Annotated in this window: 18 protein-coding genes and 1 pseudogene; 6 read left to right on the forward strand and 13 right to left on the reverse strand. The window is 70.7% G+C overall.

What is annotated here, in order from left to right; genetic code table 11:
- The first annotated feature begins 67 nt into the window (after positions 1 to 67).
- The 3 genes from ASC60_RS11870 to ASC60_RS11880 all read left to right on the forward strand — a co-directional run bounded on the left by ASC60_RS11870 (position 68) and on the right by ASC60_RS11880 (position 2,279).
- Complete coding sequence (locus ASC60_RS11870) at positions 68 to 592, forward strand: hypothetical protein (RefSeq protein ID WP_055549712.1); 525 nt, start codon at positions 68 to 70, stop codon at positions 590 to 592.
- 106 nt (positions 593 to 698) lie between these two features.
- Positions 699 to 1,106, forward strand: a complete 408-nt coding sequence (locus ASC60_RS11875) for a hypothetical protein (RefSeq protein ID WP_055549714.1) — start codon at positions 699 to 701, stop codon at positions 1,104 to 1,106.
- A 102-nt stretch (positions 1,107 to 1,208) separates the two neighbouring features.
- Positions 1,209 to 2,279 (forward strand): YafY family protein, encoded by a 1,071-nt coding sequence (locus ASC60_RS11880; RefSeq protein WP_055549716.1) that lies wholly within the window; start codon positions 1,209 to 1,211, stop codon positions 2,277 to 2,279.
- Here ASC60_RS11880 and ASC60_RS44005 read toward each other — a convergent pair.
- Positions 2,201 to 2,851 (reverse strand): annotated as a pseudogene (locus tag ASC60_RS44005) (MFS transporter); the annotation flags it as partial. The gene ASC60_RS11880 and the pseudogene ASC60_RS44005 overlap by 79 nt on opposite strands.
- Positions 2,748 to 3,257 carry an MFS transporter gene (locus ASC60_RS42160; RefSeq protein WP_199830926.1) on the reverse strand — a complete coding sequence of 170 codons (510 nt, stop codon included), beginning with the start codon at positions 3,255 to 3,257 and terminating at the stop codon, positions 2,748 to 2,750. The pseudogene ASC60_RS44005 and the gene ASC60_RS42160, both read right to left, overlap by 104 nt.
- 19 nt (positions 3,258 to 3,276) lie before the next feature.
- On the opposite strand from ASC60_RS42160, the gene ASC60_RS42165 reads away from it, so the two are divergent.
- Positions 3,277 to 3,426: a hypothetical protein gene (locus tag ASC60_RS42165; protein WP_199830927.1), complete on the forward strand. Its 150-nt coding sequence runs from the start codon at positions 3,277 to 3,279 to the stop codon at positions 3,424 to 3,426.
- Between the two features lie 125 nt (positions 3,427 to 3,551).
- On the opposite strand, the gene ASC60_RS11890 is transcribed toward ASC60_RS42165, so the two are convergent.
- From ASC60_RS11890 to ASC60_RS11925, 9 genes are all read right to left on the reverse strand, one after another.
- A complete protein-coding gene (locus ASC60_RS11890; RefSeq protein ID WP_370592908.1) occupies positions 3,552 to 5,042 on the reverse strand; it encodes an ATP-binding protein in 1,491 nt (496 codons plus the stop codon).
- A gap of 186 nt (positions 5,043 to 5,228) precedes the next feature.
- Complete coding sequence (locus ASC60_RS11895; RefSeq protein WP_055549722.1) at positions 5,229 to 6,572, reverse strand: class I SAM-dependent RNA methyltransferase; 1,344 nt, start codon at positions 6,570 to 6,572, stop codon at positions 5,229 to 5,231.
- A 92-nt stretch (positions 6,573 to 6,664) separates the two neighbouring features.
- Positions 6,665 to 8,746 carry an APC family permease gene (locus tag ASC60_RS11900; RefSeq protein ID WP_055549724.1) on the reverse strand — a complete coding sequence of 694 codons (2,082 nt, stop codon included), beginning with the start codon at positions 8,744 to 8,746 and terminating at the stop codon, positions 6,665 to 6,667.
- 88 nt (positions 8,747 to 8,834) lie between these two features.
- Positions 8,835 to 9,953: a cytochrome P450 gene (locus tag ASC60_RS11905; RefSeq protein ID WP_234356901.1), complete on the reverse strand. Its 1,119-nt coding sequence runs from the start codon at positions 9,951 to 9,953 to the stop codon at positions 8,835 to 8,837.
- The gene (locus tag ASC60_RS42775) at positions 9,935 to 11,401 is read right to left on the reverse strand and encodes a cytochrome P450 (RefSeq protein ID WP_234356902.1); all 1,467 of its coding nucleotides are present in this window, start codon (positions 11,399 to 11,401) and stop codon (positions 9,935 to 9,937) included. Before ASC60_RS42775 ends, ASC60_RS11905 begins: the two co-directional genes overlap by 19 nt.
- Positions 11,398 to 12,012: an ATP/GTP-binding protein gene (locus tag ASC60_RS11910; protein ID WP_055549728.1), complete on the reverse strand. Its 615-nt coding sequence runs from the start codon at positions 12,010 to 12,012 to the stop codon at positions 11,398 to 11,400. The genes ASC60_RS42775 and ASC60_RS11910 overlap by 4 nt, the downstream gene beginning before the upstream one ends.
- On the reverse strand, positions 11,990 to 12,346 hold the full coding sequence (locus ASC60_RS11915) for a DUF742 domain-containing protein (protein WP_055549730.1): 357 nt from the start codon (positions 12,344 to 12,346) through the stop codon (positions 11,990 to 11,992). The genes ASC60_RS11910 and ASC60_RS11915 overlap by 23 nt, the downstream gene beginning before the upstream one ends.
- Positions 12,343 to 12,771, reverse strand: a complete 429-nt coding sequence (locus ASC60_RS11920; protein WP_055549732.1) for a roadblock/LC7 domain-containing protein — start codon at positions 12,769 to 12,771, stop codon at positions 12,343 to 12,345. The genes ASC60_RS11915 and ASC60_RS11920 overlap by 4 nt, the downstream gene beginning before the upstream one ends.
- Entirely contained in the window at positions 12,768 to 14,255 is a 1,488-nt protein-coding gene (locus ASC60_RS11925) for an ATP-binding protein (protein WP_055549734.1), read from the reverse strand. The genes ASC60_RS11920 and ASC60_RS11925 overlap by 4 nt, the downstream gene beginning before the upstream one ends.
- 496 nt (positions 14,256 to 14,751) lie before the next feature.
- Here ASC60_RS11925 and ASC60_RS11930 point away from each other — a divergent pair, with 496 nt between their 5' ends.
- On the forward strand, positions 14,752 to 15,420 hold the full coding sequence (locus ASC60_RS11930) for a TrkA family potassium uptake protein (RefSeq protein ID WP_055549736.1): 669 nt from the start codon (positions 14,752 to 14,754) through the stop codon (positions 15,418 to 15,420).
- A gap of 112 nt (positions 15,421 to 15,532) precedes the next feature.
- Positions 15,533 to 16,207 carry a TrkA family potassium uptake protein gene (locus tag ASC60_RS11935; RefSeq protein WP_055549738.1) on the forward strand — a complete coding sequence of 225 codons (675 nt, stop codon included), beginning with the start codon at positions 15,533 to 15,535 and terminating at the stop codon, positions 16,205 to 16,207.
- A gap of 69 nt (positions 16,208 to 16,276) precedes the next feature.
- Here ASC60_RS11935 and ASC60_RS11940 read toward each other — a convergent pair whose 3' ends face one another.
- Together ASC60_RS11940 and ASC60_RS11945 are read right to left on the reverse strand one after the other, a co-directional pair.
- The gene (locus ASC60_RS11940; RefSeq protein ID WP_055549740.1) at positions 16,277 to 17,110 is read right to left on the reverse strand and encodes a DUF3159 domain-containing protein; all 834 of its coding nucleotides are present in this window, start codon (positions 17,108 to 17,110) and stop codon (positions 16,277 to 16,279) included.
- A gap of 3 nt (positions 17,111 to 17,113) precedes the next feature.
- A complete protein-coding gene (locus ASC60_RS11945) occupies positions 17,114 to 17,524 on the reverse strand; it encodes an OB-fold nucleic acid binding domain-containing protein (RefSeq protein ID WP_079038330.1) in 411 nt (136 codons plus the stop codon).
- Positions 17,525 to 17,643 lie beyond the last annotated feature (119 nt).

Raw genomic sequence — 17,643 nt, forward strand, 5'->3', positions numbered from 1 at the left:
TGGTGGCCGAAGATGACCGGTGGGAAGGACGCACAGTGGAACGGAGCGGCAACGGGGGATCTCCACGATGACCGACAGCACCTTCTGGATCGCCGCCCTCACCGGCGGCACCGCCGTCCTGGCCAGCTGGGTCACCAGCCGCGGCAACACCCGCGCCGCCCAGATCCAGGCCGACACCGCCGCCCGCGCCCAGCAGGCGGAGCGGCTGCGCGACAGCAGGCGGACCGCCTACCTCGAACTGATCGAGCAGGTGCACCGCATGGGCGAGTTCTACTGGGAGATCTCCGAGGCCCAACGGAGCGGCGAATTCCGCCGCCGCGCCGACCTGCTGGACGACATGCTCAACCGCGAGCGCGACCACTACGGCAAGCTGCGGCACTGTGCGCGCGTGGTCGAGCTGGAGGGCCCCTCCGCCGCGGGCGAGGCGGCCCGCCAACTCCAGAAGTCGACCGGCCGATTCCACCGCTCGCTGGAGGCCATGGCCGCCGACGACCCCGAGGCGATACGCCGCTTCGACGACGCCTACAGCCCGTTCTGGGCCGCCCTCACGGACTTCGTGGACGCCGCGAAGACATCCCTCCAGGAACCGTAGGCGACGACTGCCGGCCGCGGGCCCCAACTGCACAACCATCAACGGGACTTGCCCGTCTATTGGGTGAGCTGCGGCGTCTGCTTGATGAGATCCGGGGGGATTTCGCATGAATCGCACCATACGTACCACCGCTGTGTCCGTGGCCCTCACCGGCCTCGTGCTCGGCCTCGCCGCCTGCACGGAGGAGAAGGCCGTCGACACCGTCGACAAGGTGGTGGACCAGACGTACGAGGTCACCTACGAGGTGACGGGGAAGAACGTGGACTCGATCGAGTTCAACGGGGGCGGCGGCAAGGCCATGAACCCCAAGACGGCGACGGTGAAGAAGCCCACGCTGCCCTGGAAGAAGACGGTGACGCTGCGGGGCATCATGCCGTCGTCGGTGCTGCCGGTCTCCACCGACTCCACGGTGAGCTGCAAGATCCTGCACGAGGGCGAGGTCATCGCCGAGGAGAAGAACGAAAGCCTGATCGACGCCGGTGGCTGCGTCGCGGAGTCGCCGATCGGCGAGTGACGCCGGGCCGCCCGGCAACCCCGGAACCCAACCGCACTCCAGGGCTTCCTCGACTGGCAACATCCGAACCCGACAAGAGCCCGGAGCTGCAATGATCGGTTCATGCGCGCGGCCCGGCTCCTCTCCCTCGTTCTCCTGCTGCAGAACCGGGGCAGGCTGACGGCCGACGAGCTCGCGGAGGAGCTGGGTGTCTCGACCCGGACCGTCTACCGGGACATCGACTCACTGAGCAGTGCGGGCATTCCGGTCTACGGGGACGCCGGGCACCGTGGCGGCTACCAGCTGCTCGGCGGCTACCGGACCCAGCTCACCGGACTGCACGCCGCCGAGGCCGAGTCGTTGTTCCTGACCGGGCTGCCCGGTGCGGCGGACGACCTGGGACTGGGCGAGGTGCTCGCGGCGGCACAGCTGAAACTGGCTGCGGCGCTCCCGGCCCCACTGCGGGACCGAGCCGATCGGATCCGGGAGCGCTTCCACCTCGACGCTCTCGGCTGGTACCGGGAACAAAACTCCCCACCCGCTCTCGTAGCGCTCGCCCATGCCGTGTGGAACCAGCGGCGAATCCAGGTGCGCTACCGCCGCTGGGCCGAGCCGCAGGAGGTCGAGCGCGAACTCGACCCCTACGGCCTGGTCCTCAAGGCGGGCGTCTGGTACCTCGTCGCAGCGGTAGACGGCACGGTGCGGACCTATCGGGTGTCGTCGATCCTCCGCCTGACCGTCGGGGAGGACGGCTTCGAGCGCCCCGACGGCTTCGACCTGACCGCCCACTGGCAGGACTACCTCACCGCCTACGACGCCCGCAGGCTGCGGCTTCAGGCCTCCCTCCGGATCGCTCCGGCACTGCTCACCGCACTGCCGGACCGCCTGGACGCGGCACTGGTCCTCGCCGTCGAAGCTTCGGCAGGTCCGCCGGACGGCGACGGCTGGGTGACAGCGACGGTACCGCTGGAATCGGTCGACCTGGCGGTGCCCATACTGCTGTCACTGGGGCCGGACATCGAGGTGCTCGGCCCCGAGGAGCTACGCTGCAAGATCGCGGAGACGGCGGCGGCCGTGCTCGACCGGTACCGACCAGCGGACACATCAGGCCGGGCGGGGGCCGGCGGCCTCAGCAGCAGTCCGGCGGACAGGGTTCCCAGCAGCGCAAGGGTGGCCAGGACTACGAAGCCGTAGCGCGTGTCACTGTGGTCGGTGACCATCGCGACCAGGAACATCACCCCGACCGTGGCCGCCAGCCCGCCACCATTCGCCAGTCCGAAGGCCCTGCCCACCGAGGCATCGTCGGCCGAGGCCATCAGCATGGTGCGGGAGGCGATCCGGGCCTGGCCGAAGAAGAACGCGCCCAGTGGCACCCCGACGAGGTATCCGGCGATCCCGAACTGGCTCTGCAGCACCAGGCAGACATCGCAGAGCAGAAAGCCTACGACGGCGATGCGAAGGTCCCCACTGTGTCTGCTGACAATCCGGTAGGCACCGGCGGCCACCAGGAAACCGAGGCACCCGAGGGCATCCACGACACCGAACGTCCCCGCTCCCAAGTGGAGTTCACCGATCACGGCGGTGGGCAACAGAGCGTTGAAGACCGTGACGACCACGCTCCCCTGGGCGTAGAGCAGGATGAAGCGGCGCATCCGCAGCGGCTCACGCGTAACCGCCCGGGCCGGCGCCTGCTCCCAGGTGACGGTGGCCGTCGGCGCCCGGTCCGGGCAACGCCCCACCGCAGCGACGCAGAGCGCCGAGACCATGAAAGTTCCGGCGTTGAACACCAGCAGCGGCACGGCACCGAACGCCTGGACGCACAGCCCGCCGAGCCGCCGACAGCAGCATCCCTGCCTGGGTCCCCATCTCGTAGCGGGCGTTGAACCGCCGCAGCCTGCCCGCAGGAATCCGTTCCTTGATCAGCGCGGAGCTGGCCGGGAAGAACAGGGCACCGACCGTGGCGAGCGCCAGATTGGCGCTGTAGAGTCCGGCCCCCGGGGCACCACCGCAGGCCAGCCACAGTGGTAGTCCGAGGGCCAGCGCCGCGCTGGTGACATCGCAGCCGATCCACAGAGCTCGCCGGTCGAAGCGGTCGGCCAGTCGGCCGAAGAACGGCGACAGCAGCGCCTGTGGCCCGGCGACGGCGATGAACAGCCAGCCGACAGCCATCATGGTCCGCTGCTCCCTGATCATGAGCAGCGAACCCGACGATGAGCTGGACATTGTTGCCGAGAGCGGTGGCGAAGGCAGCGGGCACGAGCAGCCGCTCGGCGCGGCGGGAGTGGTGGCTGAGGATCATGGCACCACTGTCCAGAGGTTCGCTGACACCTTGTGTCAGTGAAGTTTTCGCATCACAGGTGTGCCAGCCGTCGGGCTATGCGTCACCGCGCCGGCCCCATGACGATCGCCGTCCCGGTCTCCACCGTCGTTCTGCGACAGGCACGGCTGGCCAGCCCATGCTCGAGGTCAGCGGATCCCGTAGAGGCCCGGCAGGTCGACCAGGAGCAGATCGTCGCGGCCGGCCGCGGACTCGATCAGGTCCGGGTAGAACCCATGCAGGGAGAAGAGAGCCAGGGCGGTGCCCGTGGTGTCGTAGCCCTGGTCGGTGAGCAGGGTGCGGATGCGTTCCAAGCGTTGCAGGTCGCCGGTGCCGCGACGGGCGGCGGTGGCCTTGGCCTCGCCGAGGAGGGCGATCCGGGCCCGGGGGGCCCGCGGGCGCTCGCCCAGGGCCAGGGCGATGACGTCGACCTCGTGCTTGGTGCGGGCCGCGGGGTCCGCCACTTCGGTGGTACCGACCGGGCCGGGCAGGCCGCCAGGAAGCAGGGTGTGGGCGTACCGGCGAGTGAAGGTGCGGGCGAGGTCCTCGAAGTGCGGGCCGAGGATCTTGGAGTTGAAGGTCGGTGCGGCGGCCTGCCATGCCTGTTCGGCGAAGCCCTGCTCGACGGTGGCTGCCTGCGGCAGGGTGATCAGCTGGTTGAAGCGGATGATGGGGTCGGCCAGGGTGATGACGGGGCGGCGGGGACGCAGGATGTCCTGCTCGCGCTGGACATAGCTGGTGGATTCCAGGACGTCGAGCGGGTGGGTGACTGCGTTGCGCTGTCGTTCCAGCGCCGCCCCGATCTTGGTGGGCGTGGAGGCACCCTGGGCGATCGCGGTGAGGATGTCGTAGTAGAGGGTGTGCTGGGTGATCCGCGGGTCCTCGCGCAGCAGATACTCCGTCTCCGTCCGCGAATACACCGCCCGCCCCGGGTCCAGGAGCGTCCGCGCAAGCCAGGAGGCGAAGCCGTCGTTCGGGTGCGGGCGGGCCGCCACCGGCCGGTAACCAGGAGCGCCACCGAGGACGGCGTGGACCTGCAGGGCGGTCAGCGGGTCGTCGATCTGCCAGTACGCACGGCTGGCCCGGTAGTCGAAGGCCCCCAGCCTCAGATCGATCACCGCGCGGCCGCGCAACGGTTTCGTCCCCGACAGCAGTTCGTGCATGACGCTCATCGCGGACCCGCACAGGATCACCCGCGCCCCGGGCCCGGGCCTGGTGCCCCGCTGGCGCTCGTCATAGAGCTGCTGCAGCAGGCCGGGGATCTCAGGAGAGTGCTGGAGGAGATACGGCAACTCGTCGATCACCAGCAGCGGAGTCTGTGAACGCGCGGTGACATCAAGGGCGTTGGACAGGACCTCACGCCAGTCCGTCAACCACAGCGTGCCGGGCCGCAGACTCGCGTGGGCCGCGATGGCGTCGCTGAACCGCCGGATCGCCGGCAGCCGTCCTTCCTCCCGCACCGCGGTGACGTACAGACCACCGACCCGCTCCGACAGTGCCTGCAGGAGATACGACTTTCCGTGCCGCCTGCGCCCCGACACGATCCCGAGGCGCATCGCAGGATCCGGGTCGGTGACGAACTCGGTGAGCAGATCCCACTCACGATCACGGTCGACCACATCGTCGGGCTTGGCAAGCATGCTCTCGGCCACCGGCGCTCTCCCTCGCCCTGATCCGATACGGCTTGTCTAACTCTACCTCGACAGAAATCGTCCAACTTCACTTACTCGAATCGGGGCAACGACAGGCCGCGTCAGCGGGGTCCCGACAAGGCCATGACAGGCGAACGGGCCCCCTCGAAACGCCCCCAAATAGATGCCCGAAGGTCAGACGCCCTTCCCCGCCGGCTCCAGCACCGCCACGCACTCCACGTGGTGCGTCACCGGGAACAGGTCGAACGCGCGCAGGCGGCGCGGTACGTAGCCCGCGTCGCGGAAGTAGGCGAGGTCGCGGGCGAGGGCCGCCGGGTCGCAGGCCACGTAGGCGATGCGGCGGGCGCCCAGGGTCGCGAGGTGGGCGACCGTGTCCTTGCCCGCGCCCGCGCGGGGCGGGTCGAGGACGATCAGGTCGGCCTCGGAGATGCCGGTGCGGGGCAGCACCTGCTCGACCTTGCCGTGCTCGATGCGGACCCGGTCCAGGTCCTGGAGGTTGTGCCGGGCGTCGTCGGCCGCGCGCTTGCTCGACTCGATGCCCAGCACCGCGCCGCGCTCGCCGACCCGCTCGCCGAGGGCGCCCGCGAAGAGGCCGACGCCGCAGTAGAGGTCGAGCGCGGTGTCGCCCTTGCGCGGCATCAGGCCCTGCATGACGGCCTCGACCAGCAGGTCCGCGGCCTTGGGGTGGACCTGCCAGAAGCCGCCCTCGCCGACCCGCCAGGTGCGGTCAGCGGCGCGCTCGCGGACGAAGGGGCGGCCGTGGACGCGGTGCACGAGGCGGTGCCGCTCGCGGCCGCGGGACTCGCCGACGCGCAGGACGGAGACCGGGCGGTCGAGTTCGACGATGGGCAGCCGGCCGCCGGGGCGGGGGGTGAGGACGACCTGACGGTCGGAGGAACCGGTGGCGGCGATGGCCTCGATGGTTTCGATCTGCGGCCATTCCCGCTTCTCGATGCCGAGTTCGGTGACCCCGGGCGCGGCGATCAGGCAGTGGTCGACGGGCTCGACCTCGTGCGAGCGGTGGCGGCGCAGCCCCGGGCGGCCCTGTGCGTCCACCGCGTACTGCAGCCGGGTGCGCCAGGCCGGGACCTCGCCGCGGGACACCTTGTCGCCGGGGGCGGGTTCGACGGTGCCGTCCCAGCGGGCGTCCTCGGGGGTGAGTCCGGCCAGCCGCCGGAGCTGCTCGGTGATCACCTCGGCCTTGAGCCTGCGCTGGGCACCGGGGGCGACGTGCTGCCAGTCGCAGCCGCCGCACCGGCCGGGGCCGGAGAACGGGCAGGGCGCCTCGACCCGGTCCTTGGCGGCGTCCAGCACCCGGACCGCGTCGGCGCGCAGGAAGCGTGCGCCCTCCTCGCCCTCGGTGACCCTGGCGACGACCCGCTCGCCGGGCAGGGTGTGGCGTACGAACAGCACCTGGCCCTCGGCGGTCCGGGCGATGCAGTGGCCGCCGTGCGCCACCGGGCCGACCTCGACCTCGTACTCCTCGCCGACCAGCGACGCCTTGGGTTCACTTTGCATGGCGGGTTCGGCTCCAGAGGGGGTGGGGGTACGGCGACAGCAGCCCACCAGTCTACGTCCCCGCACCCCGGCTCCCCGCAAAGGGGCGGCGGCTACCGCCCCGGCGTCCGGACGGCCGCCTTCTCGGCCTTGCGCTCGCCCTTCGGCCGCGGCGGCGCCACGGGACCGCGCCGCACCGCGCCCGGAGCGTTCCACTCGGCGCGCTTGCGGGCGCGCTTGCGGGCCAGCTCCGAGGAGTCCAGCTGCCAGGGCACGGAGGTCACCATCACGCCGGGGGTGAACAGCAGCCGGCCCTTGAGGCGCAGCGCGCTCTGGTTGTGCAGCAGGTGCTCGTACCAGTGGCCGACCACGTACTCGGGGATGTAGACGGAGACCACATCGCGCGGGCTCTCCCGGCGCAGCCCCTTGACGTAGTCGATGACCGGCCGGGTGATCTCCCGGTACGGCGAATCGAGGATCTTCAGCGGGACGTCGATGCCGCGTTCGCTCCACGCCGACTGCAGCGCCTTGGTCTCGGCGGGGTCGACGTTGATGCTCAGCGCCTCCAGCCGGTGGGAGCGCATCAGCTTGGCGTAGGCCAGGGCGCGCAGGGTCGGCTTGTGGATCTTGGAGACCAGGACGATGGAGTGCACCCGGGAGGGGCGGACCTCCTCCTCGTCCTGCTGCTCGTCGGCCGCGGCCAGCTCCTCGGAGACGCCGTCGTAGTGGCGCCGGATCGCGGTCATGGTGACGTAGAAGACGGCCATGCCGAGCAGCGCCACCCAGGCGCCGTGGGTGAACTTGGTGAGCAGCACGACGACCAGGACCAGCCCGGTGAAGAAGGCGCCGAAGGTGTTGATCGCGCGGGAGCGGATCATGCGGCGGCGGGTGGCCGGGTCGCGCTCGGTGGCCAGGTGGCGGTTCCAGTGCCGCACCATGCCGGTCTGGCTGAGGGTGAAGGAGACGAAGACGCCGACGATGTAGAGCTGGATCAGCCGGGTCGAGTCCGCGCCGTAGAGGTAGACGAGGACGGCGGCCGCGGAGGCGAGCAGCACGATGCCGTTGGAGAAGGCGAGCCGGTCGCCGCGGGTGTGCAGCTGGCGCGGCAGGTAGCGGTCCTGGGCGAGGATCGCCCCGAGCAGCGGGAAGCCGTTGTACGCGGTGTTGGCGGCCAGGAACAGGACCAGCGCGGTGGCCGCGGCGAGCACCACGAACAGGAACGAGCCGTCGCCGAAGACGGCGGCCGCGACCTGCGAGATCACCGGATTCTGGGTGTATCCGGAGCCGAGCGCGACGCCGTTCTTGAACAGGTCGTGGGCCGGGTCCTCGGCCATCTTGACGTTGGTGACCAGCGCCAGGGTGATGATGCCGACGAACATGGCGACGGCGAGCCCGCCCATCAGCGCCAGCGTCGTCGCGGCGTTCCGGCTCTTGGGCTTGCGGAAGGCGGGCACCCCGTTGCTGATGGCCTCGACGCCGGTGAGCGCGGCGCAGCCGTCGGAGAAGGCGCGCAGCAGCAGGAAGACCAGCGCGAAACCGGCCAGCCCGGTCTGCTCGGCGTGGACCTCGAAACCGGCGGTGGGGGCCTTCATGTCGTCGCCGAGGACGAGCCCGCGGTAGGCGCCCCAGAGGATCATCACGAAGACGCCGCCGACGAAGACGTACGTGGGGATCGCGAAGAGCTTGCCCGATTCGCGGACCCCGCGCAGGTTCATCAGGGTCAGCAGCAGGATGATCGCGATCGCGACGAGCGTCTTGTGCTGGACGATGAAGGGAACGGCGGAGCCGAGGTTCTCCACACCGGAGGAGATCGACACGGCCACCGTCAGCACGTAGTCGACCAGCAGGGCGCTGGCGACCGTGAGGCCCGCCTTGGGGCCGAGGTTGGTGGTGGCGACCTCGTAGTCACCGCCTCCGCTGGGATACGCGTGCACGTTCTGGCGGTACGAGGCGACCACCGTGAACATGAGCACGATGATCGCGATCGTGATCCACGGAGAGTAGTGGTAGGCCGACGCACCCGCCACGGAAAGGACGATCATCACCTGCCCGGGCGCGTACGCGACGGAGGACAGGGGGTCGGAGGCGAAGACGGGGAGCGCGATGCGCTTGGGGAGAAGGGTCTCTCCCAACCTGTCGCTGCGCAGCGCCCGCCCGATCAGGATCCGTTTCGGGAGGTCGGTCAGTTTGGACACGCAGAGGATCGTAAAGGGTGGGCGGGGCGCCCGCCCACCCGCCCGCCCGCACGGGGCCGGGCGGGCGGCGGGGCGGCCGCCACGGCGGTCAGGACAACCGGACCGGCAGGGTGCGGTGGCCGTTGGAAATGAAGGATTCCACCGGCTCCAGCGCGTCCTGCCCGACCGCGAGCGAGAGTCGAGGGAACCGCTCGAACAGCGCCGGGAGCGCGATCATGGCCTCCAGCCGGGCCAGCGGCGCGCCGACGCACAGATGGACGCCGTGGCCGAAGGCGAGGTGGTTCTTGAGGTTCCGGGTCACGTCGAACCGGTCCGCGTCCTCGCCGTGCACCTGAGGGTCACGCCCGGCGGCCGCGTAGGCGGCGACGATCGCGTCGCCCTTGCGCAGCACCACGCCGCTGTCCAGCTCGATGTCCTCGACGGCGTAGCGCAGCGGCAGGTTGGCGACCGGGGCGGAGTACCGCAGTGTCTCCTCGACCACGTCCTCCCAGGTGGCCCGCCCCGCCCGGACGTGTTCGAGCTGCTCGGGCCGGGTGAGCAGCGCGTGGATGGCGTTGTCCAGCAGATTGACGGTGGTCTCGTGACCGGCCGAGAGGAACAGGGCGAGGGTGTCGGTCAGCTCCTTCTCGCTGAGCTTGGCGTCGTCCCCCTCCCCCCGCACCGCGAGCAGCCCGCTGGTCAGGTCGTCGCCCGGGTTCTCGCGCTTGGTGGCCACCAGCTCGCCGAGAACCGAGTACAGCTCGGTGTAGGTGGCGGTGACCTCCTCCGGGGTGGCGGAGGTGTGGAAGATGCTGTCGACGACCCGGCGCATCCGCGCCACCAGGTGCTCGTCGTCCATCCCGAACAGCTCGGAGATCACCTGGATGGGCACCGGGTACGCGTACGCGTCGCGCAGGTCGACCACCTCGCCCGATTCGGTGGCGGCCAGCGTGTCCAGCAGGTCGGCGCACATCTCCTCGATGCGCGGCCGCAGGGCGGCGGTGCGCCGCGCGGTGAACGCCTTGGAGATCAGGGTGCGCAGCCGCCGGTGGTCGGTGCCGTAGGAGGTGAACATGTTCTCCACGGCGACCCAGGTGATCAGCGGCCACTCCTGCGAGATCTCACCGTTGATCCACGCCGGCCAGTGCTGGCGGGGGTCCTTGGAGACGCGGGGGTCGGTCAGCAGCCGTTTGAGCGTGCTCTGGGTGCTTATTGCCCACGCCACCACGCCGTGAGGAAGCTCAACAAGCGTCGCTTCGCCGCCTGCGGCGACTCGGGCTGCCTCTCCGACGATGTCTCGGCCGGTGGGATCGAGGACGATGGGACGGGATTCCATGCGGTGTCTCCAGGTTTCTCGTCGGATCGGGCTGACGCGGGTGCGGAGGCTGCGAATGGCTCGGCGTGAGTCGCCAATTGGGCGGGGAAGCGCACCGGCAGGGACGCCAGGGCGCGGTGGAAGGGCCCGGTCCGCCACGTCAGCTGTTCGACGGGGACGGCCAGCTCCATGTCCGGGAGACGGTCGAGGAGTCGCTCGATGGCGACGGTGGCGATCACTCGGGCGGGCCGCTCCGCGGGGCAGCGGTGGGCACCGGCGCTCCACGCCAGATGGGCCCGGTTGCCGGATCGCCGGTCGGAGGCGATGGCGGCCTCGTGGTTGGCTGCGGCGTAGCTGACGAGCACCGGCTCGCCCTTGCGCAGCCGTACGCCCGCGACATCGCAGTCGTAACGGGGGAAGCGGGTGCCGTAGTTGGCCATCGGCGGGTCGTTCCACAGGACCTCGTCGATGGCGTCCTCCACGGGCATGCTGCCGCCGGACAGCTCACCGGCGAAGCGGTCGTCCGACAGCAGCAGGCGCAGCGAGTTGGCGATCAGGTTCTGCTCGGGGTCGGTGCCGGCCGCCATCAACAGGAGGATCTGCTGCATCAGCTCGTCGTCGGCCAGCTGCGCGGGGTGCGCGATCAGCCAGGAGGTGACGTCGGCCGAGGGCTGCTGGCGCTTGCTCGCGACCAGGCCCGAGATCCAGCGGAGCAGGTCCTCGTTGGCCTGGGCGGCTTCCTCGCCGCTGTCGAAGAGCTTCATCATGGTCTCGACCAGCTTCGGGCCGTCCGCGGCGAGCGCGCCGAAGAGCTGGTTGAAGACGAGCAGCGGGAGCACCGACGCGTACTCGATGAGCAGATCGGCCTCGCCCCGGGAGGCGAAGGCGTCGATCAGCGTCTCCGCGCTGCGCTCGACGTACTCGCTGAGCGCGTGCGGGTCGACCCGGTCCAGGCTGTCGGTGATCGCCCCGCGCAGCCGGGCGTGTGCCTCGCCGTCGGCGAACAGGGCGTTCGGCCGGTACATCATCATGGGGGCGACCGGGCTGTCCTGCCGGACGGTCCCGTCGTGCACCGCCCGCCAGCCGCGCGGGTCCTTGGCGAACCGCTCGGTGTCGCGCAGGACCTCGAGCCCGAGCTGATAGCTGGTGACGAGCGAGCCGTAGACCCCGGGCGACAGCTCCACCGGCGCGATCGGCCCGTGGACGGTGCGCATCCGCTCGTAGGCGGCGTGCGGGTCGGCGGCGAAGTCGGGCCCGTACATCGGCACCGTGCCGCGGCTGCCCACGACTCCGGTGGCGCCCGTGCGAGCGGGGCAGACCGGTGGTGGAACGGGTCCGGCGGCGGCGAAACGGTCGGTCACACATTCTCCTGAGCGCTACGGATGTGGCGGGCCTGCAGATATTGGACGAGGGCGATCAGCGCGTGGGTGGAGGAGGTCCGGTCCCTGGCGTCACAGGTGACCAGCGGGGTCTCGGGCAGCAGATCGAGCGCCTCCCGGACCTCCGTCTCGGCGAAGCGGGGCGCTCCGTCGAAGTGGTTGACGGCGACGGCGTACGGCAGCCCCTGCTCCTCCAGGACGGCCATCACCTGGAAGGACTGCTCCAGCCGCCGGGTGTCGGCGAGCACCAGCGCGCCCAGCGCGCCGCGCGTCATGTCCTTCCACATCCGGGTGAAGCGCTGCTGCCCGGGCGCGCCGAAGAGGTACAGGACCAGGGACTCGCTGAGGGTGAGCCGGCCGAAGTCCATGGCGACGGTGGTGGTCGTCTTCTCCTCGATGCCCGCGAGGTCGTCGATGAGCGCGCCGGCCTGAGTCATCGTCTCTTCGGTGCGCAGCGGGCGGATTTCGGACAGTGAGCCCACGAAGGTCGTCTTACCGACCGCGAAGTGTCCGACGACCAGCAGCTTGGCCGCGGTCCGTACGGTCTGGGGCAGATAGACCGCATCCCGGTCAGAGGCGAGCGCGGAGTCCATCGAGCACCTCCTGGAGCAGTTGGGTCTCGGGGAGTTCGGCGGGCGGGATGGGGGCACGGGTGCTGATGTGGCCGCTGTCGACCAGATCGCCCAGCAGGACCTTGGTGACGCTCACCGGCAGCTCCAGATAGCCGGAGACCTCGGCGACCGACAGCGCGCCGCCGAGGCAGAGTTCCATGACCGCCCGTTTCTCCGGGCTGAGACCGGCGAGCGGCCGGTCGGGGTGGGCCATGACCAGGGTCACCAGGTCGAAGGTGTTGCGGCTCGGGTAGGCACGGCCGTCGGTCACGACATACGGCCGCACCAATCCTCGTTCGCGCCTGCCCGGACTCATGCGGGGCTGCCGATCCCCTGCCAGGCCGCGCCCTGCCGCGGCGGGCTGGTCAGCTCCTTGCCCAGCCGGTCGACCAGCTTCTGCATCCGGTAGCTGACCGCCTCCATGTCCACGTTCTCGGTGGCCGAGACGGCCAGGTAGGCGCCGGGGCCGGCGGCGATCAGGAAGACGTAGCCGCCCACGAACTCCACCAGCGTCTGCTGCCAGGGCGTCTCGTCACGGTCGCAGAACTCGGAGGTGCTGCGGCTGATCGACTGCAGTCCGGAGAGCGCGGCGGCCTGGCGCTCGGCCTCGTCACGCGCGATGCCCTTGGAGTGCGCCCGCAGCATCCCGTCGGCGGAGAGCAGGATCGCGTGCCGTGCCTCCGGCATCTTGACCACCTCGTCGAGCATCCAGCCCAGCTCGTTGTTCATGTGGTCGTTCATGCCTGGCGATTCCCTTCTTCAGTGTGAGGGGCGACATCCGGTGTGACGCCACGGCCCGAGCGCGTACCGCGCGCGAACGCGCCCATGCGCTTGGCGGTCTCTTCGGCCGAGCGGATACGGTGCGGACCCGTGTCGGTTTCGGGGGCGCCGGATCCCGGTCCGGGTGCGGTGGGCCAATCGTCCGCCGGTGGGGCGGCGGTGGGCCTGCGGCGGCGGCGCTTGGGCAGCCCGCCCTCGGTCTCCCCGTACACGCGCGTCGCCTCGTCGTCCGCCGGCGGCTGCCCGGGCCCCGCGGAGGGCGCCGGGGCGGGAGCCGCCGCCGGGGCCGGGGCGGGCGCCTGGGGCGCGGCGGGGGTCTGGGGCGCGGCGGGGGTCTGGGCCGCGGCCCTGCGGCGGTTCGCGCGGGACGGGAGGGTACGCAGCGGGGCGGCGAACTCGGCCTCGCCCGCACCCTGGGCCGCGGGCGCGGCGGCGGGCGCTTCCGCGTCGATGTGGGTGAGCAGCGCGCTGGGGAGGAACAGGACGGCGCGCACACCGCCGTACGGGGACCGGGTGTCCACCGAGACGCTGAAGCCGTACCGGGCGGCGAGCAGGCCCACCACGGCGAAGCCGAACTGCGGCGGGTCGCCCAGCCGCGAGACGTCCACGGCGCGCTGGCCGGACAGCAGCCCGGCGGCCCGCTGGACCTCCAGGCCGTCCATGCCGACCCCGGCGTCGTCGATCACGATGCAGGCGCCGTTGTGCACCGGCTGCAGGCTGACCTCGACGTTGGTGTTGGGCTGGGAGTGCCGGGCGGCGTTGTCCAGCAGCTCGGCGACCGCGAGCACCACGGGCTCCACCGCGCGGCTCGCCACGCCGATGTCGATCAGGGCGTGCACCTGGACCCGCCGGTAGTCGCGGATGCGCGACTTGGCACCCCGGACCACATCGGTCATCGGGGAGGCGGTGCGCTGACGGCCGGGCCAGGAGCCGCACAGCACGGCGATGGCCTGGGCACGGCGGCCGAACTGCGCGTTGGCGTGGTCGATCTCCAGCAGGTCACGCAGCACGTCGGGGTTGTCGTGCCGGTCCTGCATCTCCGAGATCGCCACCTGCTGTTCATTGGCGAGGCCCTGGAGGGCGCGCATCGACGCCTTGAGCGCGGCCTTGGCGGAGGCGTCGGCCCGCGACTGTGCCTTGTCCACCGCGCGCGCGAAGTGCTCCATGACCGCGTGCAGGCTCTGCGCGTAGGCGGTCCCGGCCAGCTTCTCGTCCCGCAGCCCGGGCAGCGGGGCGGGCTGGCTCAGCACGTCCGCGATCGCCGGGAGCCGGACGTCGACCAGGTGCCGCACTTCCTCGTCGCGGGAGCGCAGGTTGTCCTCGAGCGTGGCGTTACGCCTGCGCACTCCGGCGGTGATCCGCCGCTGGCGCATCAGAAGCACCAGAACGACAAGGAGGACGCCGGCCAGGCACCAGGTCACCGCCTCCGGTATGTGATCTGTCATCAGGAACCTCGTGCAGAGAACGCGGGCGTGGAGGGAACGATTCAGTGCCCTGATGTCCCGTCCGGGAACGGAATACGGCGATCATCTTAGCCACGCCGTGACCAAGTGTCCGACGGGCGTAACAAAGTTCGAACTCCCCGGACCCTATTGTCCATTCCCGTAAGGGTTCAGTGAAGGTCCTGGATATTGGGCGAAGATGAGGGAGCCCCCCTGGCGCGGCCGCCGACGCCCGCCCCCTCCCTTCACGTCCCTTCACGGTAGCCGCCGGACCGCCGGCGCGCCGTGTTTCCTCCCGGCCGGGTGCACTCGGGCAGGGAATCGCCCCATGGGTATGGATACGGTGGGAACAGACGCCGTGGCGGACGACCTGTCGTCGCCGTGCGGCACCGGCATCGGGGCCCCTTGCCCCGCTGTCACCCCGTAGGTCCTGGAAGGAAGATGTGAGCAGGGTGTTTGCGCAGGTCAGCACGGTCATCAGGAGTGCGGGGTAAGACGCATGCATATCGTGATCATGGGCTGTGGCCGGGTGGGCGCGGCGCTCGCCCAGACCCTGGAGCAGCAGGGACACACGGTCGCGGTCGTCGACCAGGACCCCACCGCCTTCCGCCGCCTCGGCGCGGGCTTCGGCGGCCGCCGGGTGACCGGCGTCGGATTCGACCAGGACACGCTCCGCGAGGCGGGCATCGAGGAGGCCGGGGCCTTCGCGGCGGTCAGCAGCGGCGACAACTCCAACATCATCGCGGCCCGGGTGGCCCGCGAGATGTTCGGCGTGGAGAACGTCGCCGCCCGGATCTACGACCCGCGCCGCGCCGAGGTCTACCAGCGCCTGGGCATCCCGACCGTGGCCACCGTGCGGTGGACCGCGGACCAGATGCTGCGGCGGCTGCTGCCGTCCGGCGCGGAGCCGCTGTGGCGGGATCCGAGCGGCGGGGTGCAGCTCGCCGAGGTGCACACCTCCCCCGCGTGGGTGGGGCACAAGGTCAGCAAGCTGCAGGAGGAGACCGGGGTGCGGGTGGCGTTCCTGACCCGGCTCGGTGAGGCCATGCTGCCCACCTCGCAGACGGTGCTCCAGGAGGGCGACCTGGTGCATGTGATGATGCGCACCGATGAGGTCGAGAAGGTCGAAGCGGCCTTCGACGAGGGACCTGAGGAGGGTGCTCGGTGAGCGACGCACGCACGGCCGCCGGGCCGCACCCTACGGCGAAAGCCGCACTTCTGCGCCGTGCGGGCGGCAGTGACATCAGCCACTGGCGCGGCGGGGCGAACGAGGAGACACGATGAGGGTTGCCATTGCCGGAGCGGGCGCCGTGGGGCGCTCCATCGCGGGCGAGCTGCTGGAGAACGGGCACGAGGTCCTCCTCATCGACAAGGCGCCGACCGCCATCTCGGTGGAGCGGGTGCCGCAGGCCGAATGGCTGCTGGCCGACGCGTGCGAGATCACCTCGCTGGACGAGGCGGCGCTGCAGCGATGCAACGTGGTCATCGCGGCCACCGGGGACGACAAGGTCAACCTGGTCGTGTCCCTGCTGGCCAAGACCGAGTACGCGGTGCCGCGGGTGGTCGCCCGGGTCAACAACCCCAAGAACGAGTGGCTGTTCAACGAGGCGTGGGGCGTCGATGTCGCCGTCTCCACGCCACGGCTGATGTCGGCGCTGGTCGAGGAGGCGGTGAGCGTCGGTGATCTGGTGCGGCTGCTGCGTTTCAGCCACGGCGACGCGAACCTGGTGGAGCTGACGCTGCCGCCGGAGGCGGCTCTGGTCGGCACCCGGGTCGGCGACGTGGAGTGGCCGGAGGACACCACGCTGGTCACGATCATCCGGGGCACCCGGGTGCTGACGCCGAACAAGGACGACGTCCTGGAGGCGGGCGACGAGTTGCTGTTCGTCGCGGCCCAGGCGCGCGAGGAGCAGCTGGAGGCGCTGCTGTCGGTCCAGCGCCAGGACGCGGGCTAGCGACGCGGGCTAGCAACGAAGCGAAAGCCCCGGGCGTCCCTTCACGGGAAGCCCGGGGCTTCGTGGTGATCAGTGCCGGGGCGGGCGGCGGTCGGCCGACTCGCCGCGGGCCTCGTCCACGATCTGGTCGGTCCACTCCGAGAGCAGCGGTTCGACGATCCGCTCGGCCTGCGCGGTCTCCCGCTTGGCGCGCTCGCGCTCCCGCTCCGCCTTCTCCTCGGCCTCCATCTCGGCGATGACGTCGATCGGCGGCGGGGCCTTGGCGAGGAAGATCCACGTCAGATAGACGCACAGCAGGAACGGCGGAATGCCGAGCGCCACCTTCACCCAGCCGAGCTGGGTGACGTCCCCCCACCAGTAGAGCGGGAAGAGGATCGCCGACTTGGCGAGCAGGATCAGCCCCCACGCCCAGGTGGCCCGGGTGTACGCGCGGAACCGGCCGGGGTTGCGGGTGCGCCAGGAGAGGTTCTCCTTGAGCATCGGCCCGAGCAGCACGCCGATCAGCGGATAGCGGAAGATGGCCGAAAGGACGTACGCGATCGCCAGGCCGAGCGTGTAGAGCATGCCCGGCAGGTAGAAGTTCTTGGCGTCGCCGGACATCATCGCGAAGATCGCGCCGAACGCGACCCCGAAGACCCCGCTGAAGGCGTGTTTCAGCGTCTCCTTGCGCGCCAGCCGGGTCAGCCCCAGCAGCACGGTCAGGCCGAGCGCGGCGATCGCGGCCAGGTGGATGTCGCGCTTGATGGTGTACAGCAGGACGAACACCAGCCCGGGGACGGTGGTGTCCACCATGCCCCGCACCCCGCCGAACGCCTCCAGGAGCGCGGTGTCCGCCGCCGCCCTGCTCCGCGCGTCGGCGGCGTCCTGGTGATCGGTCGGGGTCGTCTTGTCATCAGACGTCACCGGCTACTCCTGTCCGAGCGGTCGGAGTTCGTACTTCGGATTGAACAGCACCCGGCGCCCGTGGCTCATGGAGATCCGGCCGGTGGCGATCAGCTTGCGGCCCGGTTCTATGCCGATGATGGAGCGGCGGCCCAGCCACACGACGTCGAGGGCGGCAGTGCCGTCGAACAGCTCTGCCTCCAGCGCGGGCACTCCGGCCCGCGGCCGCAGCGTGACCGTGCGCAGTGTACCCGTCACCTTGACGATCTGTCGGTCGCCACAGTCGCCGATCTTCGTGCAGCCCGCGTCCTCCGCGTCCTGCTGCAGCTCGGCGGAGTGCAACTCCTCCTGGGAGCTGGACAGCCGGTCGATCATCCGCCGGAAGCGGCCGACCGGCTTGTCACGCTTCCCGAGGGGCTGGGGTACGGAACTCATACCGTCAGCGTACCGGTGAGCCCCCGCCTCACCGCTCGAAGCGGTACCCCATCCCCGGCTCGGTGATACAGCGTCCCCCGGGGGCAACCCCCGGACCTCCGGCCGGACACCCGTTCCAC

It is taken from the genome of Streptomyces sp. NBRC 110028 (assembly GCF_001417735.1).
GTDB lineage: Bacteria > Actinomycetota > Actinomycetes > Streptomycetales > Streptomycetaceae > Streptomyces.